This is a genomic window from Pseudomonas frigoris (assembly GCF_047758635.1).
Taxonomy (GTDB): domain Bacteria; phylum Pseudomonadota; class Gammaproteobacteria; order Pseudomonadales; family Pseudomonadaceae; genus Aquipseudomonas; species Aquipseudomonas frigoris.
In genome coordinates this window covers 2,760,254-2,779,909 of record NZ_CP180479.1, presented here as the reverse complement: position 1 = coordinate 2,779,909, position 19,656 = coordinate 2,760,254, and the positions used below count along the sequence as shown (strand labels likewise).

17 protein-coding genes are annotated in these 19,656 nt (G+C 54.3%); 2 read left to right on the top strand and 15 right to left on the bottom strand.

The features are described 5' to 3' along the window. Positions 1–123: 123 nt before the first annotated feature. Positions 124–1,428 (bottom strand): IS4 family transposase, encoded by a 1,305-nt coding sequence (locus tag ACMXYH_RS12680; RefSeq protein ID WP_415764263.1) that lies wholly within the window; start codon positions 1,426–1,428, stop codon positions 124–126. Positions 1,429–1,555: 127 nt separating this feature from the next. Continuing rightward, positions 1,556–2,860 carry an IS4 family transposase gene (locus tag ACMXYH_RS12675; protein WP_415764263.1) on the bottom strand — a complete coding sequence of 435 codons (1,305 nt, stop codon included), beginning with the start codon at positions 2,858–2,860 and terminating at the stop codon, positions 1,556–1,558. A gap of 390 nt (positions 2,861–3,250) precedes the next feature. Between ACMXYH_RS12675 and ACMXYH_RS12670 the strand changes: the two genes are divergently transcribed. Together ACMXYH_RS12670 and ACMXYH_RS12665 are read left to right on the top strand one after the other, a co-directional pair. Next, a complete protein-coding gene (locus tag ACMXYH_RS12670; protein ID WP_129436661.1) occupies positions 3,251–4,435 on the top strand; it encodes an acetyl-CoA C-acyltransferase family protein in 1,185 nt (394 codons plus the stop codon). 442 nt (positions 4,436–4,877) lie between these two features. Beyond that, positions 4,878–6,302 (top strand): undecaprenyl-phosphate glucose phosphotransferase, encoded by a 1,425-nt coding sequence (locus ACMXYH_RS12665; RefSeq protein ID WP_415767272.1) that lies wholly within the window; start codon positions 4,878–4,880, stop codon positions 6,300–6,302. 76 nt (positions 6,303–6,378) lie between these two features. Here ACMXYH_RS12665 and ACMXYH_RS12660 read toward each other — a convergent pair whose 3' ends face one another. The 13 genes from ACMXYH_RS12660 to ACMXYH_RS12600 form a co-directional block, all read right to left on the bottom strand. Next, positions 6,379–7,500: a glycosyltransferase 61 family protein gene (locus ACMXYH_RS12660; RefSeq protein ID WP_415767271.1), complete on the bottom strand. Its 1,122-nt coding sequence runs from the start codon at positions 7,498–7,500 to the stop codon at positions 6,379–6,381. 81 nt (positions 7,501–7,581) lie between these two features. Beyond that, positions 7,582–8,724 carry a hypothetical protein gene (locus tag ACMXYH_RS12655; protein WP_129436664.1) on the bottom strand — a complete coding sequence of 381 codons (1,143 nt, stop codon included), beginning with the start codon at positions 8,722–8,724 and terminating at the stop codon, positions 7,582–7,584. Positions 8,725–8,996: 272 nt separating this feature from the next. Further along, positions 8,997–9,731 carry a WecB/TagA/CpsF family glycosyltransferase gene (locus ACMXYH_RS12650; protein WP_415767270.1) on the bottom strand — a complete coding sequence of 245 codons (735 nt, stop codon included), beginning with the start codon at positions 9,729–9,731 and terminating at the stop codon, positions 8,997–8,999. Continuing rightward, positions 9,731–10,918 carry a glycosyltransferase family 2 protein gene (locus tag ACMXYH_RS12645; RefSeq protein WP_129436666.1) on the bottom strand — a complete coding sequence of 396 codons (1,188 nt, stop codon included), beginning with the start codon at positions 10,916–10,918 and terminating at the stop codon, positions 9,731–9,733. Before ACMXYH_RS12645 ends, ACMXYH_RS12650 begins: the two co-directional genes overlap by 1 nt. Beyond that, positions 10,915–12,117 (bottom strand): glycosyltransferase, encoded by a 1,203-nt coding sequence (locus ACMXYH_RS12640; protein ID WP_415767269.1) that lies wholly within the window; start codon positions 12,115–12,117, stop codon positions 10,915–10,917. The genes ACMXYH_RS12645 and ACMXYH_RS12640 overlap by 4 nt, the downstream gene beginning before the upstream one ends. A gap of 75 nt (positions 12,118–12,192) precedes the next feature. Continuing rightward, on the bottom strand, positions 12,193–13,128 hold the full coding sequence (locus ACMXYH_RS12635; protein ID WP_415767268.1) for a DUF535 family protein: 936 nt from the start codon (positions 13,126–13,128) through the stop codon (positions 12,193–12,195). A 7-nt stretch (positions 13,129–13,135) separates the two neighbouring features. After that, positions 13,136–14,113: a glycosyltransferase gene (locus ACMXYH_RS12630; RefSeq protein WP_415767267.1), complete on the bottom strand. Its 978-nt coding sequence runs from the start codon at positions 14,111–14,113 to the stop codon at positions 13,136–13,138. Between the two features lie 43 nt (positions 14,114–14,156). Continuing rightward, a complete protein-coding gene (locus tag ACMXYH_RS12625) occupies positions 14,157–14,681 on the bottom strand; it encodes a serine O-acetyltransferase (protein WP_129436669.1) in 525 nt (174 codons plus the stop codon). 8 nt (positions 14,682–14,689) lie between these two features. Beyond that, positions 14,690–15,646 carry a glycosyltransferase family 2 protein gene (locus ACMXYH_RS12620; protein WP_129436670.1) on the bottom strand — a complete coding sequence of 319 codons (957 nt, stop codon included), beginning with the start codon at positions 15,644–15,646 and terminating at the stop codon, positions 14,690–14,692. Next, entirely contained in the window at positions 15,639–16,256 is a 618-nt protein-coding gene (locus ACMXYH_RS12615; protein ID WP_129436671.1) for an acyltransferase, read from the bottom strand. Before ACMXYH_RS12615 ends, ACMXYH_RS12620 begins: the two co-directional genes overlap by 8 nt. 134 nt (positions 16,257–16,390) lie before the next feature. Beyond that, positions 16,391–17,857, bottom strand: coding sequence for an FAD-dependent oxidoreductase (locus ACMXYH_RS12610; RefSeq protein WP_415767266.1), 1,467 nt, complete (start codon positions 17,855–17,857; stop codon positions 16,391–16,393). Beyond that, positions 17,854–18,048, bottom strand: a complete 195-nt coding sequence (locus tag ACMXYH_RS12605; RefSeq protein ID WP_415767265.1) for a hypothetical protein — start codon at positions 18,046–18,048, stop codon at positions 17,854–17,856. The genes ACMXYH_RS12610 and ACMXYH_RS12605 overlap by 4 nt, the downstream gene beginning before the upstream one ends. Positions 18,049–18,187: 139 nt before the next feature. Continuing rightward, positions 18,188–19,564, bottom strand: a complete 1,377-nt coding sequence (locus tag ACMXYH_RS12600) for an oligosaccharide flippase family protein (RefSeq protein WP_415767264.1) — start codon at positions 19,562–19,564, stop codon at positions 18,188–18,190. Between the last annotated feature and the right edge of the window lie 92 nt (positions 19,565–19,656).

Below are 19,656 nucleotides of genomic sequence, written 5' to 3'. Positions count from 1 at the left end.
GAACGATCAAGCCCGGACGTGTACCTAATGCTGTTCACTTAAGAAAAGTTTGGGATGGGATGGGGTACATATCCATTTCTGCGGTAGCGGCTGCTGGCGGTTTCGCTTTTACAGCCAGCCCTTTCAAGGTCTTTTGACTTTCGCGGCTTTGAGCACCCGATCCGTCGACACGTGGGCATTCACTGCCTTACCCTCCAGCCACTCTTTGGACTTGAGCACCTTCGGACCTCGTTTGCTTTTGGCGACCGCTTTGGGCTGGACGTTTCGGGCTAGCGTCAGCAGGTACTGAGCCAGCCCTCCTGCGGGGATGGGGAGGGATAAGTGCTCTGGCGGCAAGGCTATTTGCATACCCTCATAACCGCTGCGAACCTGTACCGTCAGGTGAAAGATCGACGCTTCCCAGCCCTCGGGTTGGGTCTGGCAATGAGCCTGTTCGACACTGCGTTTAAGCACGGACAAAACGTTGTAAGCCAACACGGCGGACGCGAACCCCAGCAGGGCGGCTTTGGGGTTGCCCAAGGTTTCGATTTCACTGTCCAGCACCGATTCCAGACGCTGGAACATCCCTTCAATACTCCAGCGACGTCGGTACAAATCGGCGATCTGCTCTGCGCTGATGGTGTCGGGCAAGTTGCTCCAGAAGGACAGCGTGGTGTCGCCGGATTCGGTGGGGTTTTGCAGGTTCAGTTCGACACGCCGCCACTGGCGTCCGCCTTTTACTTCGATGGTTTGCTCGCGCACGCTGCCGGTTGCGACCGGGACAGGCTCCTGCCAGTCGCTTTCTTTAAGCAGGCGTGGATGCTTGCTTTGTTCGCGAATGATGAATGAAGCGCCGGCATCTTCGCAGGCCTCCATGACCGGGAGCGTGCAGTAGAGCCGATCAGCCATCCATAGCTGGCCCGCCGTGGCCTTTTCCAGCAACGGCAGCACGCTGACGCGCTCGCTGGCATAGGCATCTTCACAGGGCTGAAGGTCGACGACTTGGTCGAGATCAGGGTCGTAAACCACGACCGAAAAACCAGGGCGGGCGGCACCTCGTTCGCGGCGCAAAGCGCCCAGACGTTTTTCGCTGGAAGGCAGATGGTTGCCGTCGACGACGCGTAATTGCCAGCCAGGCAAAATGGCCGAGCAACCCAATTCTTGAATCGTCGGAGCCAGGCGCTGCGCGCTACCAGTTACCAACGCGCGCAACAGCGCAGGTTCGGTTCGGCTGACCTTGTCATAAAGCGCCGCCAGGCTGACGGGAAGATCCTCCATCTGCCGCGCGGCGGCGTGTAGGGAGGGCCGCAAACCCAGAGAAACAAGGGACATCAGCTCAATAATGGTCGAAAACAAAAGCTCGCGCGGGTACTGGCGCTGACGATGTTCTTCGAACACCTGATCAACCCACTCTGCCGCAACGGCCTGCTCCAAAACCAATTTGGCCATGACACTGGCCGGTGCTTTTTTCTCGAACCGCGCTAAAACTTCTGCCCACATCGTCTCGCCGTCCTGACTGGAGTTTTGAGGATTTTATCAAAGACCTTGAAAGGGCTGGCCGTAAGGGCCAGCCCTTTCAAGGTCTTTTGACTTTCGCGGCTTTGAGCACCCGATCCGTCGACACGTGGGCATTCACTGCCTTACCCTCCAGCCACTCTTTGGACTTGAGCACCTTCGGACCTCGTTTGCTTTTGGCGACCGCTTTGGGCTGGACGTTTCGGGCTAGCGTCAGCAGGTACTGAGCCAGCCCTCCTGCGGGGATGGGGAGGGATAAGTGCTCTGGCGGCAAGGCTATTTGCATACCCTCATAACCGCTGCGAACCTGTACCGTCAGGTGAAAGATCGACGCTTCCCAGCCCTCGGGTTGGGTCTGGCAATGAGCCTGTTCGACACTGCGTTTAAGCACGGACAAAACGTTGTAAGCCAACACGGCGGACGCGAACCCCAGCAGGGCGGCTTTGGGGTTGCCCAAGGTTTCGATTTCACTGTCCAGCACCGATTCCAGACGCTGGAACATCCCTTCAATACTCCAGCGACGTCGGTACAAATCGGCGATCTGCTCTGCGCTGATGGTGTCGGGCAAGTTGCTCCAGAAGGACAGCGTGGTGTCGCCGGATTCGGTGGGGTTTTGCAGGTTCAGTTCGACACGCCGCCACTGGCGTCCGCCTTTTACTTCGATGGTTTGCTCGCGCACGCTGCCGGTTGCGACCGGGACAGGCTCCTGCCAGTCGCTTTCTTTAAGCAGGCGTGGATGCTTGCTTTGTTCGCGAATGATGAATGAAGCGCCGGCATCTTCGCAGGCCTCCATGACCGGGAGCGTGCAGTAGAGCCGATCAGCCATCCATAGCTGGCCCGCCGTGGCCTTTTCCAGCAACGGCAGCACGCTGACGCGCTCGCTGGCATAGGCATCTTCACAGGGCTGAAGGTCGACGACTTGGTCGAGATCAGGGTCGTAAACCACGACCGAAAAACCAGGGCGGGCGGCACCTCGTTCGCGGCGCAAAGCGCCCAGACGTTTTTCGCTGGAAGGCAGATGGTTGCCGTCGACGACGCGTAATTGCCAGCCAGGCAAAATGGCCGAGCAACCCAATTCTTGAATCGTCGGAGCCAGGCGCTGCGCGCTACCAGTTACCAACGCGCGCAACAGCGCAGGTTCGGTTCGGCTGACCTTGTCATAAAGCGCCGCCAGGCTGACGGGAAGATCCTCCATCTGCCGCGCGGCGGCGTGTAGGGAGGGCCGCAAACCCAGAGAAACAAGGGACATCAGCTCAATAATGGTCGAAAACAAAAGCTCGCGCGGGTACTGGCGCTGACGATGTTCTTCGAACACCTGATCAACCCACTCTGCCGCAACGGCCTGCTCCAAAACCAATTTGGCCATGACACTGGCCGGTGCTTTTTTCTCGAACCGCGCTAAAACTTCTGCCCACATCGTCTCGCCGTCCTGACTGGAGTTTTGAGGATTTTATCAAAGACCTTGAAAGGGCTGGCCGTAAGGGCGGAACCCTAGGCCGCCGTGACCGCAGAAACGGATATGTACCCCAACCTTAAGTGAACAGCATTACGGACGTGTACCGGGCTTTTTTATTTTCTTTTCTACGCTTTTGACCGGATCAGACGGATCAAAAAGCGACTTCAACTGAAATGGCCAAAAACGCCACCCCCCTTGAGCAGTTTTGGCATAGGCCAAAATCATCGCTGTGTCTAGACTCATCCCCATATAACAGTGCGAAAGCACACTTGAGTCCAGGACTGTTCCAGGGGAACCCGCATGAACCCATCCGACATTTTTGTTATCAGCGCCGTCCGCTCGGCCATCGGCAGCTTTGGCGGTTCGCTCAAAGATGTGCCGCCCATTCAATTGGCCACTGACGTTTGCCGTGCCGCCATTGAACGTTCGGGGCTGGCACCTGAACACTTCGGTCACGTGGTGATGGGGCATGTGATCCCGACGGAAGCACGTGACGCCTACATCTCTCGTGCCGTGGCGATGAATGCCGGCCTGCCGAAAGAGACGCCCGCCTTCAACGTCAACCGCCTCTGCGGTTCTGGTTTGCAGGCCATTGTCAGTGCAGCACAAAGTTTGATGTTGGGAGACGCAGGCGCTGCGCTGGCGGGTGGCGTCGAATCCATGAGCCGCGGTGCCTACCTGTTGCCGCAGGCGCGCTGGGGCGCACGCATGGGAGATATGCAAGCCATCGACTACGTGCTCGGCGCTCTGCAAGACCCGTTTGGCGGTTTCCACATGGGCATTACTGCGGAAAACATCGCCGAGCGCTATGGCATCACTCGTCAGGCTCAGGATGAGTTGGCGCTGCTCAGCCAGCAACGGGCGGCCCGGGCGATTGCCGAAGGCCGATTCACTGACCAGATCGTGCCGATCGAAGTGGCGTCCCGCAAAGGCACCGTGACGTTTGCGACGGACGAGCATGTCCGCGCCGAGGTCAATGCCGAGCAATTGGGCAAGATGAAACCGGCCTTCAAAAAAGACGGCAGCGTCACCGCCGGCAACGCGTCCGGTCTCAATGACGGTGCCGGAGCACTGATCATGGCCACGGGTCAGATGGTTCTCGACCAAGGCCTCAAGCCCATCGCCCGACTGGTCGGTTATGCCCATGCCGGTGTGGAGCCAGAGCTGATGGGGTTGGGACCGATTCCCGCCACCCGCCTGGTCCTCAAACGCGCCGGCCTGACCGTTGCCGACCTGGATGTCATCGAGTCCAACGAAGCATTCGCGGCCCAGGCGTGTGCCGTGGCGCAGGAACTGGGCTTCGACCCGGAGAAGGTCAACCCGAACGGTTCGGGAATTTCTCTGGGCCACCCGGTGGGCGCGACCGGTGCGATTATCGCCACCAAGGCGATTCACGAACTGCACCGTGTTCAGGGTCGTTATGCCCTGGCAACCATGTGCATCGGCGGCGGCCAAGGCATCGCCGTGTTGTTCGAACGCGTCTGATCAGCCCAAACGAAGACGGCGCCCATTGTGGGCGCCGTCTCGTTTTACCGCGATGGAATCAGTGCGCAATGCACACAGATTTCAGCTCGGTGTAAGCCTCGATCACTGCGCGACCACACTCGCGCCCCATACTCGATTACTGACCAGGCACGACCTTGCTGCAGACACCGCGGACGGCCCCGCTGCAGGCCGGTCGGTATCTCGATGGGCTTCATTTTTTCAGGCCCGGAGGTTCTACTAAACTACTCAGAACTACGCAGATTCAGTGAATGATTTCACAGTACTGCTAAAGTGAAAGCACGCGTCGCCACATGCTCCCAAAGCCTGTAATTTTCGAAGGTGGGTGGCTAATCACGGTGATGCCAACGCTCTCAAGCGAGGGCAGCATGAACTGAATCGCGTCATCATCGAGCGCGAGGGGCAGCAGACATGAGGTCTAAATATGATATTTGAGCCCAACAGTACCCGTTCCGTTCTCCAGCGAAGAAGCAGTACCAGTATCGTTATTCAGGCTGGTCTCGATTGTGTTGCGGTGACCGGTGTTGCGTGGTTTTTGATCAATTATCATATCGGCTTCATAACGCAGTCCTATGTCATCCTGCTCCTGTTGCTGCTGGGGGCGTTGGCCGTCGTATACGACCACTATGCCATTTACCGCAGCAACGTTGGTTTTACCGTCAAAGCCTTCAAGCTTTTGAAAGCGTGGACTGCCACGTTTGGCTTTCTCGTTGCCATGGCCTTTCTTACCAAGCAAAGCGAACAGTACTCGCGCTTATTGGTCGGGCAGTTATTTGTTGTTGGATATTTTGCCCAGTTGCTTTTGCACCTCGCGACACGCGAGATGCAAAAGAAGTTTTTGACCCACCCGACTCAATTGGAAAACTCGCTCATCATTGGCTCGGGCGAACTGGCCAGCTATCTTCACAAGAAAATCAGCAATAATCCCTGGCTCGGTGAGCGCATAGTCGGCTGTGTGTTGATTGGCGCGGACGATGATCAGGGAAAGGAAAGTCTGGAAGGCGCGCAACGTCTGTCGATACTGGGCGATATATCCGACCTTGATGAGTTAGTTGTTAAACATGCCATTCGTACCGTCTATTTCGTGACCCCTCTGGGTGGCTCAGAGGTCATCCAGGATGTTTATTTAAGGCTGTTCGATAAACACATCTCTGTTAACTGGGTGCCTGACATTTTCTCGCTGCGCCTGATCAACCACAGTGTTCGCGAAATTGCCGGCATTCCCGTGCTGACCTTGTCTGAAACTCCACTGATGGGGATGCGTCTGTTTCTGAAGAACCTTGAGGACAAAGTCCTGGCCTTTCTCATGTTGGTTCTTGCAGCACCAGTCCTGGTAGCCGTCGCCATTGCCATCAAGCTCGATAGCCCTGGCCCCATATTCTTTCGTCAGCAGCGCATGGGATGGAGTGGAGAAGCTTTCCGGATCTGGAAGTTCAGAAGCATGGTCGTCCACCAGCCGGAAGACGGCGTCGTCAAGCAAGCGCAAAAGAATGACCCGCGCATGACCAGGGTTGGCGCCTTTATTCGGCGGACCAGCCTCGATGAACTACCGCAGTTGTTCAACGTTTTGATGGGGGAAATGTCTCTGGTGGGGCCTCGCCCGCACGCTATTCAACACGATGTACAGTACTCGCCCGATGTCTCTGGCTACTTTGCGCGTCACAACATTAAGCCGGGCATCACAGGCCTGGCTCAGGTACGTGGCTATCGTGGTGAAACGAGGGATATAGAGCAGATGATCCGACGCGTTGACTCGGACATCGAGTACATCAACAACTGGTCGCTTTGGCTCGATTTCGTCATCCTTGTACGAACTGTGTTTGCCTTCTCCGGCAAGCATGCCTACTAAGCTGACATTACCCGGAATACCGGGGTGGCTTCCTGCCCCGGCATGAATTCAGATATCCAGAAACCTGAAGAAGCTGTTATGCCGGAAATAGATCCAGCGTACGCTCAACCTCATCGGGATCGATCCTAAAGCCATTGCCCTCTTGCGTACCGACCACAAAGCCAAAGTTTTGGTGATCACGATCCGTTAGATATTTGAAAAAACAGAGGAAGCGATTAGGGGGCTGCAAAACCAGCAGCGAACCACCCGGCTGGAGTACATTAACGCCGTGTATTAGATGACTCCCTTCAATCCCTACCACTGTTCTTGCACCGGCACAGGCCGCCACGATAGTCGGAACGTCGGATTTTGCAGGATCGATAATCCGAAACCCCCTGCGGTCACGCAGACGCTCGGCAAGTTCCAATTCATTGCGTAACAATCGCAATTCTCCCGTGCCACCTCGCAGAACGAACACGCCTGGGTGATCGCAAACTTTTACGTGCGAGAGTAACTTTTCACCCATCGCCCGAAAACGCAGGTGCTTATGTCGATTTTGACTTAGGTCGTCAAAGATAACGAGCTCACGAAAAAATGCATCGCGTAAACGAACCGGCGTCATACCAAGCCAGTCCTCATAGCCGGGGGCGTGAAGTATGCAGGTCGTAACGGTGGACACAAGGTTGGCAGACACTGCCGTGGTCACCGGAACGCCTTCCTCGCAGGCTATTGGATAGGTTATACAATCATCCATTAACCACGAGCCAAACCATTTATTCCCTCCCGCCGTACAAAACATCGCACCGCGATCAATTTCGTTTTCTACGCGAATCTTTGGTAACCATCCAGATCTAGGCGACAACGAAGACTTGGCATTACCTTTGTAAAGAGTGCCATCAATTAACCAGACATCTTTAAGCAGGTAGCCTCGTGTTGACCCATGTTCAACACTGCCCACTCCTTCCATTGTGCGACGGGGATGCTCGTAAGGATAAAAAAGCTCCCCTGCCCATCCCGTCACACGTTCGAGTTGATTGGGAAGGAAAAAAGCGGGCGGAGCAATTGAGATTTCGCCTGGAGCAATTTCCCACGTTTTCACGGCTAGGCTTTGCAGCGTTAACGACGGCTTCCGTATAAGTCGCGTTTTAAGAATGTGTTTATACGCAGCAAGGCTCCACCTTGATTGGCCGCCACTCGTCAATGCGTTAAATTTCGACATATGCCCCCCATCGTAGTGTGGTTATACCGAAACAGCGTTTATGGCCAAACACGCAAACCGTACTTCTTTAAAGCAACCTATTCAGGCGGATACAATAGTTTCCAGAATAGGGGGTAATGCCAGATGAGCGTAGCGGCCGCGCAAGGTGTCGAGAAGCGCCTCTTGCGGTTTTCTAGAACAATGAAGATATATTTTGAACAGTCCACCAAAACCCATTTCACGATATCGACCCGCGACCTCCTCATCACTTGGTCCGTCCGGCAAACCAAGATGAAGTGTCAGCTTTTTGCCTTCGACAGCAAATAGAGGCGTCTCCCAAAGAAATTGCGCCGCGCCCACCTTAGGCAGTCGAACAAATAAATAGCCGTAGTTACCCAGCGTATCGACATCACCACCACGCCGTCTTTTCCATTCGAGAAGTCCATCGTCCGGGCGTGCCAGGCAAGTTCCGATATCATAATAGTCAAAACCATTTTCTATCGCCCATTCAAGCGCCATGAACGTGGTAATCGAGTTAATTTCACGTAATTTCTTAGCATCTGAAAATACAACATCGGGGTAGCCGAAACGGACGGTGCTCCAGTAGCGTTTTCCTGCCCGGGTAATCACGCACCCAAGATGGCATGCAACTATTTCATCCTCCAGCAGTACTAGATCGAGCCGCCCGGCGCTTTTTGCCACCCGTTGAACTTCACGGGATTCAATTTGAGAGGCCGCTGCTCCATGCCTTGCGCTGGCATAGGGCTTCAGCATTTCCCGATCTGCGATTTCAATTTCGTCATCGTTCAAGGCCTGTTTCATACGATAGCGCAACCGGTTCTTGCGCAGATTTCGACGCAACTCGGTATTGTACCTTGCCGTAATATCTTCAATTGACCGGCTCAGCGGAACGACAGCACTTAAATATTGAGGCACATATAATGCACCCAAGGTCGGCATTTCACTGACCCACACTGTCCGCTCTGAATTATCCAACTTCAATTGGCTATTAACCGCTTGAGATTCAGCGCCCAGTAGAACCTTTACAAATTCCCGCTGTGTTTTCCTGCCCACATAGAGAATGTCATAGGTGCTGTCTTCGCGCAGTTTGAATCTGGCAATTTCCCAGCGCCAAAAACATGCCCTCCCCCCTATATCTTGCAGCCAGGCGAGCGCTTTCCTTAGCTCAAATCGCCTTGAAGGAGAGATCAACTTACGTATTAATTCGGCTATGTATTTTTTCATTTGGTTATTAGCACACTTCAAGGAATGGCCATTTGAGTTTACAAATCAATAACCTAACTACTCGAAATGAGCGCTCGACAGCCGAGCACTTTTTTCAAAATATGCGGCGTCTGACAACATTTTGTTGACGCCAATCTTAATGATGAAAACGACCCCGAACATACCCGTCAAGTCGATAATTCCAACCTGAGTAAAGGTGCTATGTCGGGGTTTTGCAAGATATTTCAGCCGTGTTTTTTATGGCGCCGGCCAGGCGTCAAATTCTTGTAATGTCAGGAATCCCTGTAGATCAACGCGCGTAACAAGAACATCGGATTACCCACCACATAGCGACTGAATAATCGCTTTGGCTCACCTATTAGCCTGAACAGCCACTCACAACCGAGACGACGCACCCATTGCGGAGCACGAGTCACCTTGCCGCCGAGAAAATCCAGAATCGCCCCTCCGCACACGACCAGACAGGGCACGCCACTGTCGGCTAACCTGGCAGCAACGGCTTCTTGCTTGGGCATGCCCATACCCAACACAACCAGTTCCGGCTGAAACTGCCGGGCAAGGTTTATGTAAGCATCCACCGGCGCGAAACCATGGTGAGCAGAGACTACATTGACCCCAAATAGCGCTTCGCTACGCTGTACTGCATTGGCTAGAAAGGGCTCTTCAGTACCCCAGAAAGCCACACGCCGGCCCTTGAACGCGGCCAGCAACTTGGGAATGAAATCGGTGCCATTCATATTCAACCCCGGCGCTAAGCCGAGTCGACGAAACAGGATGGCCATGCCGGAGCCATCCCTCAATAACACGTCCGCAGCCAGCAGCGCGTTAAAGTAGTCGGTATTGGACGCCACCAGATTCATGGCATGGGCATTCGCGAACCCGAGCACTGTCGTCACGTCAGGTCTGGATAACGCATCAATCAATGCTTGCTCGTCATCAACATCGCTGATCACCCTGAGTTTCTGGGTAATCGTTTGCCAGCTGTGCTGCCAGGATAAAGCACGCATTAGTTGTCATCTCGCTTCGAACGCACCCATTCAACCTGGCGCTTAAGCAAAAATCCGAGATACAGTGGGATTTTCTTCACCGCGTAGAACGGCGCATACAACAAGGCTGAAAAAGAAATAATCCCGCGACCAAATTGGCTCCATGCCAGCAAGATAGTCACACCCAATATTGCCACCCCGGAAGAAGCTATCAAGGCTGGCGCCAAAGCTCCGGACAGCATAAATACCAACCATGCCACACCAAATACCGCCCCCAAGGCCAACGTCAATAAGGCCAACGGAGGGACCAGCAAATCCAGCGTCATAGCCAGCAGACTCCAGTTACGCTGGCCAATCGACTCCACCAGTAACTTTGGCGTATCCCCAAGGATTACCCCTAGATGACCATGTTCCCAGCGCGTACGCTGGGTAGTTAAGCCTTCATCGCTGCGCGGAAAGTAACTGGTCACCAGAGCATCGGGGCAGAACAAAGGCGACTTGCCGCTTCGGCATAAATCCAGGCCCATCTTCAAATCTTCAACGATGTGGCCACTGGCTAAATCGATCAACATCAGATCCCGCCAGACGAAAGCCATTCCCGTGCCCATTAGCTGACAGGGCAAACCGAGCCGGGTCCAACCCTGCGGCCGTACCCGATTCTTCACACACCAGGCAAACTCGGCAAGCCGCACTTTTAGCCCGGAACCTGCTGGAGCAAGCATTAAATTAAGTGCTTGCGCTGGCCGCCCTGAGTCGATGCAACAGATTGCCAAACGCTCAATAGAACCCTCGGCCACCTGGCAATCCGCATCGATAACAATCATGACGTCCGGCGCATCACTCGCCAAATGACGCACCCCGCAGTCCAGCGCATAACCCTTGCCACGCTGCTGAACATTGCTGCGCTCCACCACCTCGGCGCCCGCCGTGCGGGCCAGCGCGGCCGTGTCGTCAGAACAGTTATCCGCCACCACCAATAGGCGATCACCCAAAAGCAACTGCGGCCGAATGCTATTTAACGTCGCGACGATGATCGAGGATTCATTGTGTGCCGGTATCAACACAGCCACCCGCGGTCGCGATCCTTGCGCCGACGAGCGCGACCGTGCAGGTAGGCAGGCCATCAACACCTGCACAAACAGCACTAACACCGGCAGGAGGATGAGTATCAGCAGTAAGCTGAACAGCCAACTAAGTAATGTGATCATGCTTGCGCCCTAAACAAATTAGCCAACTTGGCCGCTTCGATATCGATGTCGTGTCGCTCCAGCACTCTCTGATAAGCCGCCTCGCCCATCCGCTGCAACACCTCGACAGGTTGCGCGAGACAGTCCGCCAGCGCCGCCGCCAACTCATCCACAGCACCAGCGGGAAACAACCAACCGTTCACACCCTGTTGCACTAACTCGGGAATGCCCGCCACATAGCTCGTCAGTACGGGTCGGCGCAACGCCATGGCTTCCATGATGACCACCGGCAATCCCTCGGCGAAGCTCGGCAACACCATGGCCCGCGCCGCCAGAATTTCCGCCCGCACCTGTTCGCTGCTGATCCAGCCGGTAATTCGCACCCGCGCCTGCAAGCCATGCAGTGCAATAAGGGCTTCGATTTCCGCGCGCAGTTCTCCATCGCCGGCCAGTACTATCTCGAACTCCACGTCTTGTGCTGCCAGAATGCGGGCGGCCTCAAGCAGCAAAAGCTGACCCTTCTGCTCACACAAACGACCTACACAAACCAACCGCGGCGTGGATGGCACGGCAACGGCCGGTACGTCGTGAAACGCCCGCTCCAGGCCACAATGCACCACCTTTACCCTTGCCCAGTGTGCATGAGCCACCCAGCGAAACAGCTGGCTGCGCCCATAAGAACTGATAGCAGCGACAAAGGCCGCGCGCCGAACTTTCTCGCCCAAATGAATAAACTGCGGTTTGTCGAACTCTTCCGGTCCGTGCACGGTAAAACTGTACGCCGGCCCACCGAGTACATTGGCCAGCATCACCACCTCGGTTGAGTTGGTGCCAAAATGCGCATGCACATGCTCGGCACCGAACGCCTGCAACCACATCAGTACGCGACACGCCTCGGACAAATAAACCAAATGATAGGGCCAGGGGCGATCGGCACGCCTGCCCATGCGTAGCGCCAGCCACAGCGCCGAAAAAAAGCGTCGCGGCTGGGCGCGCAGCACCTGCAGCACAGGCACTAACAGCTCTTTGACTCCGCCCTGCAGCACATACTGGGTTTTATCGCGTTCGGACACGTCCTCGGCATCCACCAATTCGGCATCCCAGCCACGCAGAGCAATGCGCTGCACCACAAACCCCTGACGTTCCAACGCCAAAATCTCGCGACGAATGAAGCTATGGCTGACTTTGGGGTATTGATTGATGAAATAAGCGATGCGCATAGGAACCAGACTTAGTTGTCGTTGCGGTGGATTATTACTGCAAGTAATCCCACAGTAGTACAGGTATCAGGAACGTCAACTAGCCACACGGCTGCTGCTATAACTGCCTATCAACACGCCATCTATCTTTTTAAAGGTGTCATCCAGCAGTTCATAGCGCCTGCGGTACATGGCACGTTTTTTTGAAGCAATACTGTCGAGCGGCTTCCTGGACAGAATCATGGGAATCTCAAAAAAATCTTCGCGCTCTGATGGAGTCGCTCCATGCTCTAACCAGATCACATCATAATTTGCCGCCAGTTCTAGAGCTTTGTGAGCTCCAAAATACGGATGACGATGGTGGCGATACCCATCCCCTACCGCATAAATTTTTTCAACGCCGATATTGATGGCAATGTATTTAATAACTTCGATCAGAAAGCTTCTTGGCCGAAGGCCTTCAAAGTCTTTTGTCAGGTCCCTGTAGATACTCAATGACAGTTCACTCTCGACGCCTTTATGTATCCCTTGAACGGCGCCGATAAAAATACATAACTCAGTGTCCGTGCGACACAAGGTGAAGGCTATTGATGCAATCCGCAGATCACCCTGGAACAAGTTCAGCACCAGCTCCCCTTCACGCATAAACCATATCGGACGATCCAGCACCAGGGAACAGCCAGCCGCAAACTCCGACAAATCACTCAGCAGCAAACTGTCACTTCGCCCCAACAGCAATAGCTGCGGACAGCTTTTGGTAACCACTTCGTAATGCGAGGCCAATACGCTAAGTTTATTCTTGGGGTTCCAGCTTCTACTGATGTATGGCCAATGAACAACGCCCACACAATCCCCGCCTAACTTCTCAACACCGGACTCACCCAGAGCGCTCGACATACGCCCGCAAAACAACTTTAGCTCGGACCAGTTTTTTGCAACTAAAACCAGCATTTTAAACTTATTATTCAATGCCCTTAAAGAATACCCCGCGTGTAAAAAAAACACGCTCTTTAATATCACCCAATTATTCATATAAGTCTCACTTGTATTCGATCAACGCCGTCTTGCCGGCGCCGAATCTGTTCAGTAGAAACTTGACTTGCCCGAGCATCTCGGGAAATTTCCCCAGCACTAGAAAGAAAGCCCGCAGCCAGTTTTCGCGCGTGGACCTATCGCCCCCACGGGCGAGGCGCACGACCTGCAATGGATAGACCAGCAGCACAAGCAGCCCAAACCATCCCAACACCAAACTCGCGATAACAGTCGCCAGCGGGACACCCAATCCCCAGAACCAGACACGGCGCGACTCACGCAACCAATGTTGCTCCGGTGCGGCCCCATGTAAAAATGCGCCCTCGGCAAAGGCATAACCACCGCGCAGGGTACGCTGCCACCATTGGCCGAACCGGGTCATGGTTGCATCGTGCAAGGTCATTTCCTCGCCCAGACGCCAGATCTTCCAACCATTCCCACGCAGACGCACGCACAATTCAGGCTCTTCCCCGGCAATAAGGCCCGGTCGAAACCCGGACGCTTCGGCGAAGGCGTCAGCCCGCATTAGCGCATCGCCACCACATGCCTTGGCCTCACCTACCGGCGTATCCCATTCGAAATCACACAGTAAGTTGTAAACCGAGTGCTGCGGAAAACGTTCACGGCGCCGTCCGCAGACCACCGCGACGTCAGGATGTGTATCAAGAAAGGCCTGCGCCCGGGGCAGCCAACCCCCGACAACCTCACAGTCACCGTCGACGAACTGCACATAACGCATCACCGGCATTAAGCATTGTATGCAGGCAAATCCTTCATTGCGCGCACGCGCAGCCGTAAAGGGAATCGTCATGTCCAACTCGACCACCTCGACCCCAAGCCTGAGTGCCATCTGCACTGAACCGTCTGTTGATCCAGAGTCGACATAAACAACCTTCTGCGCCGAACCGACGAGGGAAGTCAGACAACGCTCAAGCCGTAGGCCTTCGTTGCGACCGATAACAACGACACCCATCCCCATAGCCATGGCGTTCACTCAGCGACGCAATTGAAGTAATCCATCGGGTGGTTCATGAGAATTCCCTCGATTCTGCGTACTTCCTTTTCTTGATAGTCGCAGGCACGCCCACTGCCACCGAGTCGTCCGGTACATCGGTCAGCACCACAGCATTGGCACCAATCACGACATTGTTACCAATGCGGATATTGCCCAGCACCTTGGCCCCTGCACCGATATCAACATTGTTACCCATCACCGGAGCAATCGGCTCACTCACATTCTTGAGGCCCACGACGACGCCATTGCGAATACGGCAATCATCGCCGAACTGCGCAAAGCCACTGATCACGATTCCGCCGAAATGATCGATGACGAAGTTGCGCCCGACCACAACCTCACACGGCAGCTCGATACCCGTGACGATCTGCACCAGTTTGAAGAGGACTTTGTATATAAAGGAGAACAACTTACGTAACAGTGCCGGTCGCACACCGTAACGCCAGCGCCCAAAGCGATAAACCACCATCACCCAAAACCCCTGAGCCCCCCAATCTCCGGCGTATGCACGCAAGTCCGCACGTATGTTTTCGAACATAACTGGCTCTACCGTGTTGGTTGGCTAGCGAATTTGGTATCACGCAGCAACGCCCAGGTCACACGAGTATGCTGCCAACACGCCCCTAAAGCGGCCCGGCCGCGGCCTTTCAATATCGCCTTGAGCGCCAAAATCAGATCACCCAGACTCACCAGCAGCATATGTGAGGCCAAACCAGGCAGACCGTGGTGCTTGCGGAAGTACAAAAGCTCACTTTCGATTTGTAACGTGGGTAACTGGCGACTAACCGCATTGAGTTTGTCAACAGACTTGGCACTTTCACCACCGATATGCACCACCGTGGTATGCGGGTAATAAACCACCTTCCAGCCCGCCTGTTTAACGCGTTTGCAGTGATCTATCTCCTCGAAGTAAAGGAAGTAGCGCGGGTCGAACAAGCCAACCTGGTCGATGACTTCACGGCGGATCAGGTAATAGCACCCGGGCACCCAGTCGCACTCACGCACCGAAGCATGATCCCAGGCCATGTCGTCGACTCTCTTAACCACAGGGAAAAAGCGTTCAAGCCCTGTACGCGAGAGGAAGACATTCAACGGCGTTGGAAAATAGCGACAGGAGGGCTGTAAATCGCCCTCTCGTCCAACCAACCGAACGCCGAGGACACCGCAATCAGGATGAGTCTCCATGTACTCGAGGGTCTTGCTCAGGGTATCCGCAGCAACAAAGGCGTCGGTATTGAGAAGCAACGCATACTTGCCCTGCAGGTGTTCAACCAATTGATTATTGGCACGCCCAAAGCCAACATTGTTTTCATTGGCCAGTTGCAATGCCTCTGGACAAATAGTTGCCATACACTCCAGCGAATTATCGGCAGAGGCATTATCCACCACTAAATAGCGCGTGCGATCCACACTATTGGACTGGCGTAACGCATTAAACATCGGTTGCAACAGCTCCGCTGTATTGTAATTAACTACCAACACGTCAAGGGGAGCACTAACCATTGGGTTGCTCGCCAAAAAAATGTTGCGCTCTCATTGCTATAAGCTTCGGTTCAAGTGCCGGGTCGTATACACCACTGCGCTGCCTGATAAGGTCAATCCACGGATAAGTGGCGCTACGCTCTTCGACTTTCGCCAACACCTCTTCCATTGTACAAATAACCTTGGCTGGATTACCCGCAACCACTACTCCAGGCGGAACATCTTTTACGACTACAGCACCGGCTGCAACAATCGAATCAGGACCAATAGTCACACGCGGCATGATGATAGAACCATAGCCGATAAAACAATTATCACGTATATCGATAGCGCCGACAGAGTCAAGTTTTTTACCATAGCGCACCTCGAGCAAGCCGACTATTCCATCGTGACCGAATAGCGTGCAACAAGATAAACCTACATTATTTCCGAGTCGTACTAGCGAAGGGTCAGTTATATTGGCAGCAGGATTGATCCATACGCCTTTACCGATGGAGTGCAGCCCCCCCCACCGAACCATATGTTTAGCCCATTCATACCCGTCCGGTTTACAGAATTTTTTATAGAGCGAGGTCCCATGCCCCGTTGTTTTTGCAATATGAGCAATAATACGTTTTAGTAGACCAATCATCCTGTCAGCCTCAATAATTCAGCGATAGACATCTGTGCCAGAGTTAGATACACCCTGATTCTTCATTACCACTACCCTAAGAGTAGACGCTTCCCTAAAATCCAACACTCAAATAATCCACACATGCTCCCCCTTCATGAATATCTGCCCACCCCGGGCCCCATCTGATGGTGGAGATAATCTGCCAGCCTTAGAGCGAGTTGCAAAAGAGGCATCGTGGGGTTACAGGCCCCCCCTGTAGCGAAAACACTGCTGCCCGCAACGTAAAGATTCTCAACACCAAACACTTTGCAGTTCTCGTCGACCACACCAAACTCAGGCGAAGTCGCCATCCGCGTGGTCCCCATATGATGAGCATGGGGATTGAGCTTCAGTGGCAAATCGACGTCATACACAAATTCTTCCAACTTGACGAAGCCCAGCCCTGTGTCGGCAAAACACTTTGCCACTTCGAGCCCTATAGACTTGACGGTTTCCCTGTCTGCAGGAGTTAGCTCCCAATGAATCTTGACCTTCCTCATCCCTAACGCATCTCGCTCGTCGAGCAATGAGATGCGGCTATCAGGGTTGGGAAACTGCTCGATCAGCGTGCCGAGCACCCCATCTCCAGGGCAATCGAACTTGGCAATAAATTCAACCTTGCGCTCCGCACCCACTTCGCAAACGAGGTTCTCGAAAAAGCTCTTGATGGCAGCCATTCGCCCATAGGATTTCACTTCAGCTACAAGCGTGGCCGTCACATTCCCTTTACCTGACTTGTGCTGCATCACGAATGCATCGGTCGTGAAGTACTGCCGAGCATCTGTACCCTGCCCGTCTTTCAGGATGAAGTTTCCCATTTCGACGTTCAGGTGCTCCATGAAGCATCTACCGACGAAACCATCCTTGCTTACGATACCGCCAGCTGCCAGGGACTCGCTGTTGAGCAGGTGCCTGGCATTCTCGATCGCGCCTGTCGCCAGAATGAATTGTTTTGCCGTGACTCGCTCTCGATGCAACTCGTAGTCCGAGACGACTATCGTTTCTATGCGGCCGGTCTCGCTGTCGAATTCAAGATCGACGCAATTGCAATGGATGAAGACATCCAGCCCCTCGGTCTCATTAAGTTCCCTGGCATATTTTTGTGCAAATCGCGTCGGCGGGCTTAGTAGAAAACGATCAGCGTCAAAGTCGGTGCCGTCCAAAGTCGCATTGATAGCCTTGAATCCGGAGTGCGGCGGAAGATCGACAATATCCATGGCCGCCGACAGATTGCGCTCGATCTCGGAAAACGCGATGGGCCAACCGGGCACGGGCACCGGAGGGCCTACGGTAAAGTCCGACTTTTCGAATGGACGGCATCGCCCTGCCCAGTGATTGGAGGTCCCGCCAAGAAAGCGCAGGCGTGTTTCATGAGCGTAGACCTCGAGGCCTGACGATGAGACCGTATAGAGGCTCTGCGAAGCCGGCGAATACTCGTGCCCGCCGCCCTCGACAAGCACCACACGCCGACCATTACCGGCTAATCGCAAGGCCAGCGTAATGCCGGCCGGCCCACCGCCTATGATGCAGACGTCATAGTGGTCGCGGAGTTCTTTCTGCGATTGGTAGTCTTTGATCATGCTTGTGTTTGCCGAAAATGCCGGGCAGGCAGCACCCATCCGTTGATGACAACAAACTCGGATTTAGCAGCAGAAGGCCGGGCAACGGCTTTGGAAAATCCGAACATGAGCCCTCCAATACTCAACAGAGCAGACACCTGGAGGAAGCCTCTGCGCCCCATCACAGAGGTATTCAAATCAGTTTCTCTCATGATTCAAAGCTCCACGACACCGAGATTACGTTGGAATTTTCAACTACACATCAAGGCCACATTTTTTGGCGACGACCATCCATACCTCAATGGCGACGCTGTGCCACAGCTTTGGAAACATCAAGAGAAACAGATCAGATCAAAGCCATTTAAAAAGATCCGTCAATAATTCCCCACACAAAGCCCCCACCGCCAGCATTGGCAGCACCACCAGTTCACGCTTGAGACTGAACAGCCCTAGACGACCATTGACATAAAAAACCAGGATAAGCGTAGGAAACGTGTACAGGGCAGCGCCCCAAATCGCATATTTAACCCCGCCAATCGCCAGCAGCAGAGGCAGCAGCACCCACAACGAGACCACGCGAATAATGTTATCGATAGCCTGGTACTTGGTGAGTCCCAAGGCAATCCAGACCTGATTCGCCAGCAGGTAGCGCATGGTGAAAAAAGAGAGTGAAAGAATGGCCATCATGTTGCCAGCCTCAGCGTAACGCTCATCGTACAAGATGCTGATGAGCAGTGGACTGCCGGTCAGGAACAGTCCACAGAGGAACAGGCAGGCAAGATCGAGCATCAATTTCAAGCGGTAGTACAAAGCGTGGAGCCGTACGGTGTCATTAGTTCTTGAGGCCTCACTGAAGGCCGGCAAGGCCACGGCCCCGACTATCTTTTGCAACGCAAGCTGAACAGCTCCCAAAATCAGCACGGCAATGGAGTAAACGCCCAGTTCAGCGGGCGTCATGCTGCCGCCGAACCAGACACGATCACCGTACAGGGCCAATACGCCCACTGCCGACGACAACAGTATCCAACGGCCGAAGCCGACTAATTCATCGAGCGCAGAACGCTCCCACTGCAGACGGTTAGAAGGGCCCTCAAACCAGAAATGCCCCAACAGCGTGTTGACCATCGATTGGATCAGACCTGCAATCACCAGCGACCAGATGGACCTGGTGAAGTAACCGATGCCCAGCATGACCACCAGCCCCACGACCTGAGACCCAAACTCGGTGAGCACCACTTTCTTTTGCTGGAAAGCGCGCACTGCCAGGTCGATTTTGGTCGACTGAAAGCCAACGATGATTGCCGAGAAACCGGTCACGGCCAACACCAGCGGCAACTCGGGTGCGGCGTAGGTGGAATTGGGCGACCACAGATTAATGGTCTGTGCATACCAGGCGAGGGCCGCGAGGAGAAGTGTCGAAGCAAAAAGGATAAAGCCGCGCACGATCTGCACGGTCCAGATGGTATTGAGAAACACCGGATCGTCGCCACGCGGGCTCTGGATGATGTTCTGGCGCAAGCCGACATCGGAAAGCATGTGCAGAACCAGAGAAACGGTGATGGCGATCATCATGATGCCGAACATCTCCGGCATCAGCAGACGGGCCATTATCAGGTTGCCGCCCAAGCGAAAGGCTTGAGACGTAACCAGCGCCCCCAGATTCCATGCCCCGGCAGAGATCGCTCGCTTACGAAGGCCCAACGTTGGCGACAAATCAACTAACGACATAACATCATCCCCGGACTCAATGGCTCAAAAGGAACTATAGTCGCGTCTGGCCATTCCACTAGTCGTCGCTCATCAATCAATAAGTCCAATCA

What these genes read in the sequence shown, in the direction of transcription:
- ACMXYH_RS12665 (WP_415767272.1), top strand. Translation starts at nt 4,878, where the DNA reads ATGATATTTGAGCCCAACAGTACCCGTTCCGTTCTCCAGCGAAGAAGC.
- ACMXYH_RS12645 (WP_129436666.1), bottom strand. Translation starts at nt 10,918, where the DNA reads ATGATCACATTACTTAGTTGGCTGTTCAGCTTACTGCTGATACTCATC.
- ACMXYH_RS12625 (WP_129436669.1), bottom strand. Translation starts at nt 14,681, where the DNA reads ATGTTCGAAAACATACGTGCGGACTTGCGTGCATACGCCGGAGATTGG.
- ACMXYH_RS12620 (WP_129436670.1), bottom strand. Translation starts at nt 15,646, where the DNA reads ATGGTTAGTGCTCCCCTTGACGTGTTGGTAGTTAATTACAATACAGCG.
- ACMXYH_RS12650 (WP_415767270.1), bottom strand. Translation starts at nt 9,731, where the DNA reads ATGCGTGCTTTATCCTGGCAGCACAGCTGGCAAACGATTACCCAGAAA.
- ACMXYH_RS12670 (WP_129436661.1), top strand. Translation starts at nt 3,251, where the DNA reads ATGAACCCATCCGACATTTTTGTTATCAGCGCCGTCCGCTCGGCCATC.
- ACMXYH_RS12680 (WP_415764263.1), bottom strand. Translation starts at nt 1,428, where the DNA reads ATGGCCAAATTGGTTTTGGAGCAGGCCGTTGCGGCAGAGTGGGTTGAT.
- ACMXYH_RS12605 (WP_415767265.1), bottom strand. Translation starts at nt 18,048, where the DNA reads ATGAGAGAAACTGATTTGAATACCTCTGTGATGGGGCGCAGAGGCTTC.
- ACMXYH_RS12615 (WP_129436671.1), bottom strand. Translation starts at nt 16,256, where the DNA reads ATGATTGGTCTACTAAAACGTATTATTGCTCATATTGCAAAAACAACG.
- ACMXYH_RS12675 (WP_415764263.1), bottom strand. Translation starts at nt 2,860, where the DNA reads ATGGCCAAATTGGTTTTGGAGCAGGCCGTTGCGGCAGAGTGGGTTGAT.
- ACMXYH_RS12600 (WP_415767264.1), bottom strand. Translation starts at nt 19,564, where the DNA reads ATGTCGTTAGTTGATTTGTCGCCAACGTTGGGCCTTCGTAAGCGAGCG.
- ACMXYH_RS12635 (WP_415767268.1), bottom strand. Translation starts at nt 13,128, where the DNA reads ATGAATAATTGGGTGATATTAAAGAGCGTGTTTTTTTTACACGCGGGG.
- ACMXYH_RS12610 (WP_415767266.1), bottom strand. Translation starts at nt 17,857, where the DNA reads ATGATCAAAGACTACCAATCGCAGAAAGAACTCCGCGACCACTATGAC.
- ACMXYH_RS12630 (WP_415767267.1), bottom strand. Translation starts at nt 14,113, where the DNA reads ATGGCTATGGGGATGGGTGTCGTTGTTATCGGTCGCAACGAAGGCCTA.
- ACMXYH_RS12660 (WP_415767271.1), bottom strand. Translation starts at nt 7,500, where the DNA reads ATGTCGAAATTTAACGCATTGACGAGTGGCGGCCAATCAAGGTGGAGC.
- ACMXYH_RS12640 (WP_415767269.1), bottom strand. Translation starts at nt 12,117, where the DNA reads ATGCGCATCGCTTATTTCATCAATCAATACCCCAAAGTCAGCCATAGC.
- ACMXYH_RS12655 (WP_129436664.1), bottom strand. Translation starts at nt 8,724, where the DNA reads ATGAAAAAATACATAGCCGAATTAATACGTAAGTTGATCTCTCCTTCA.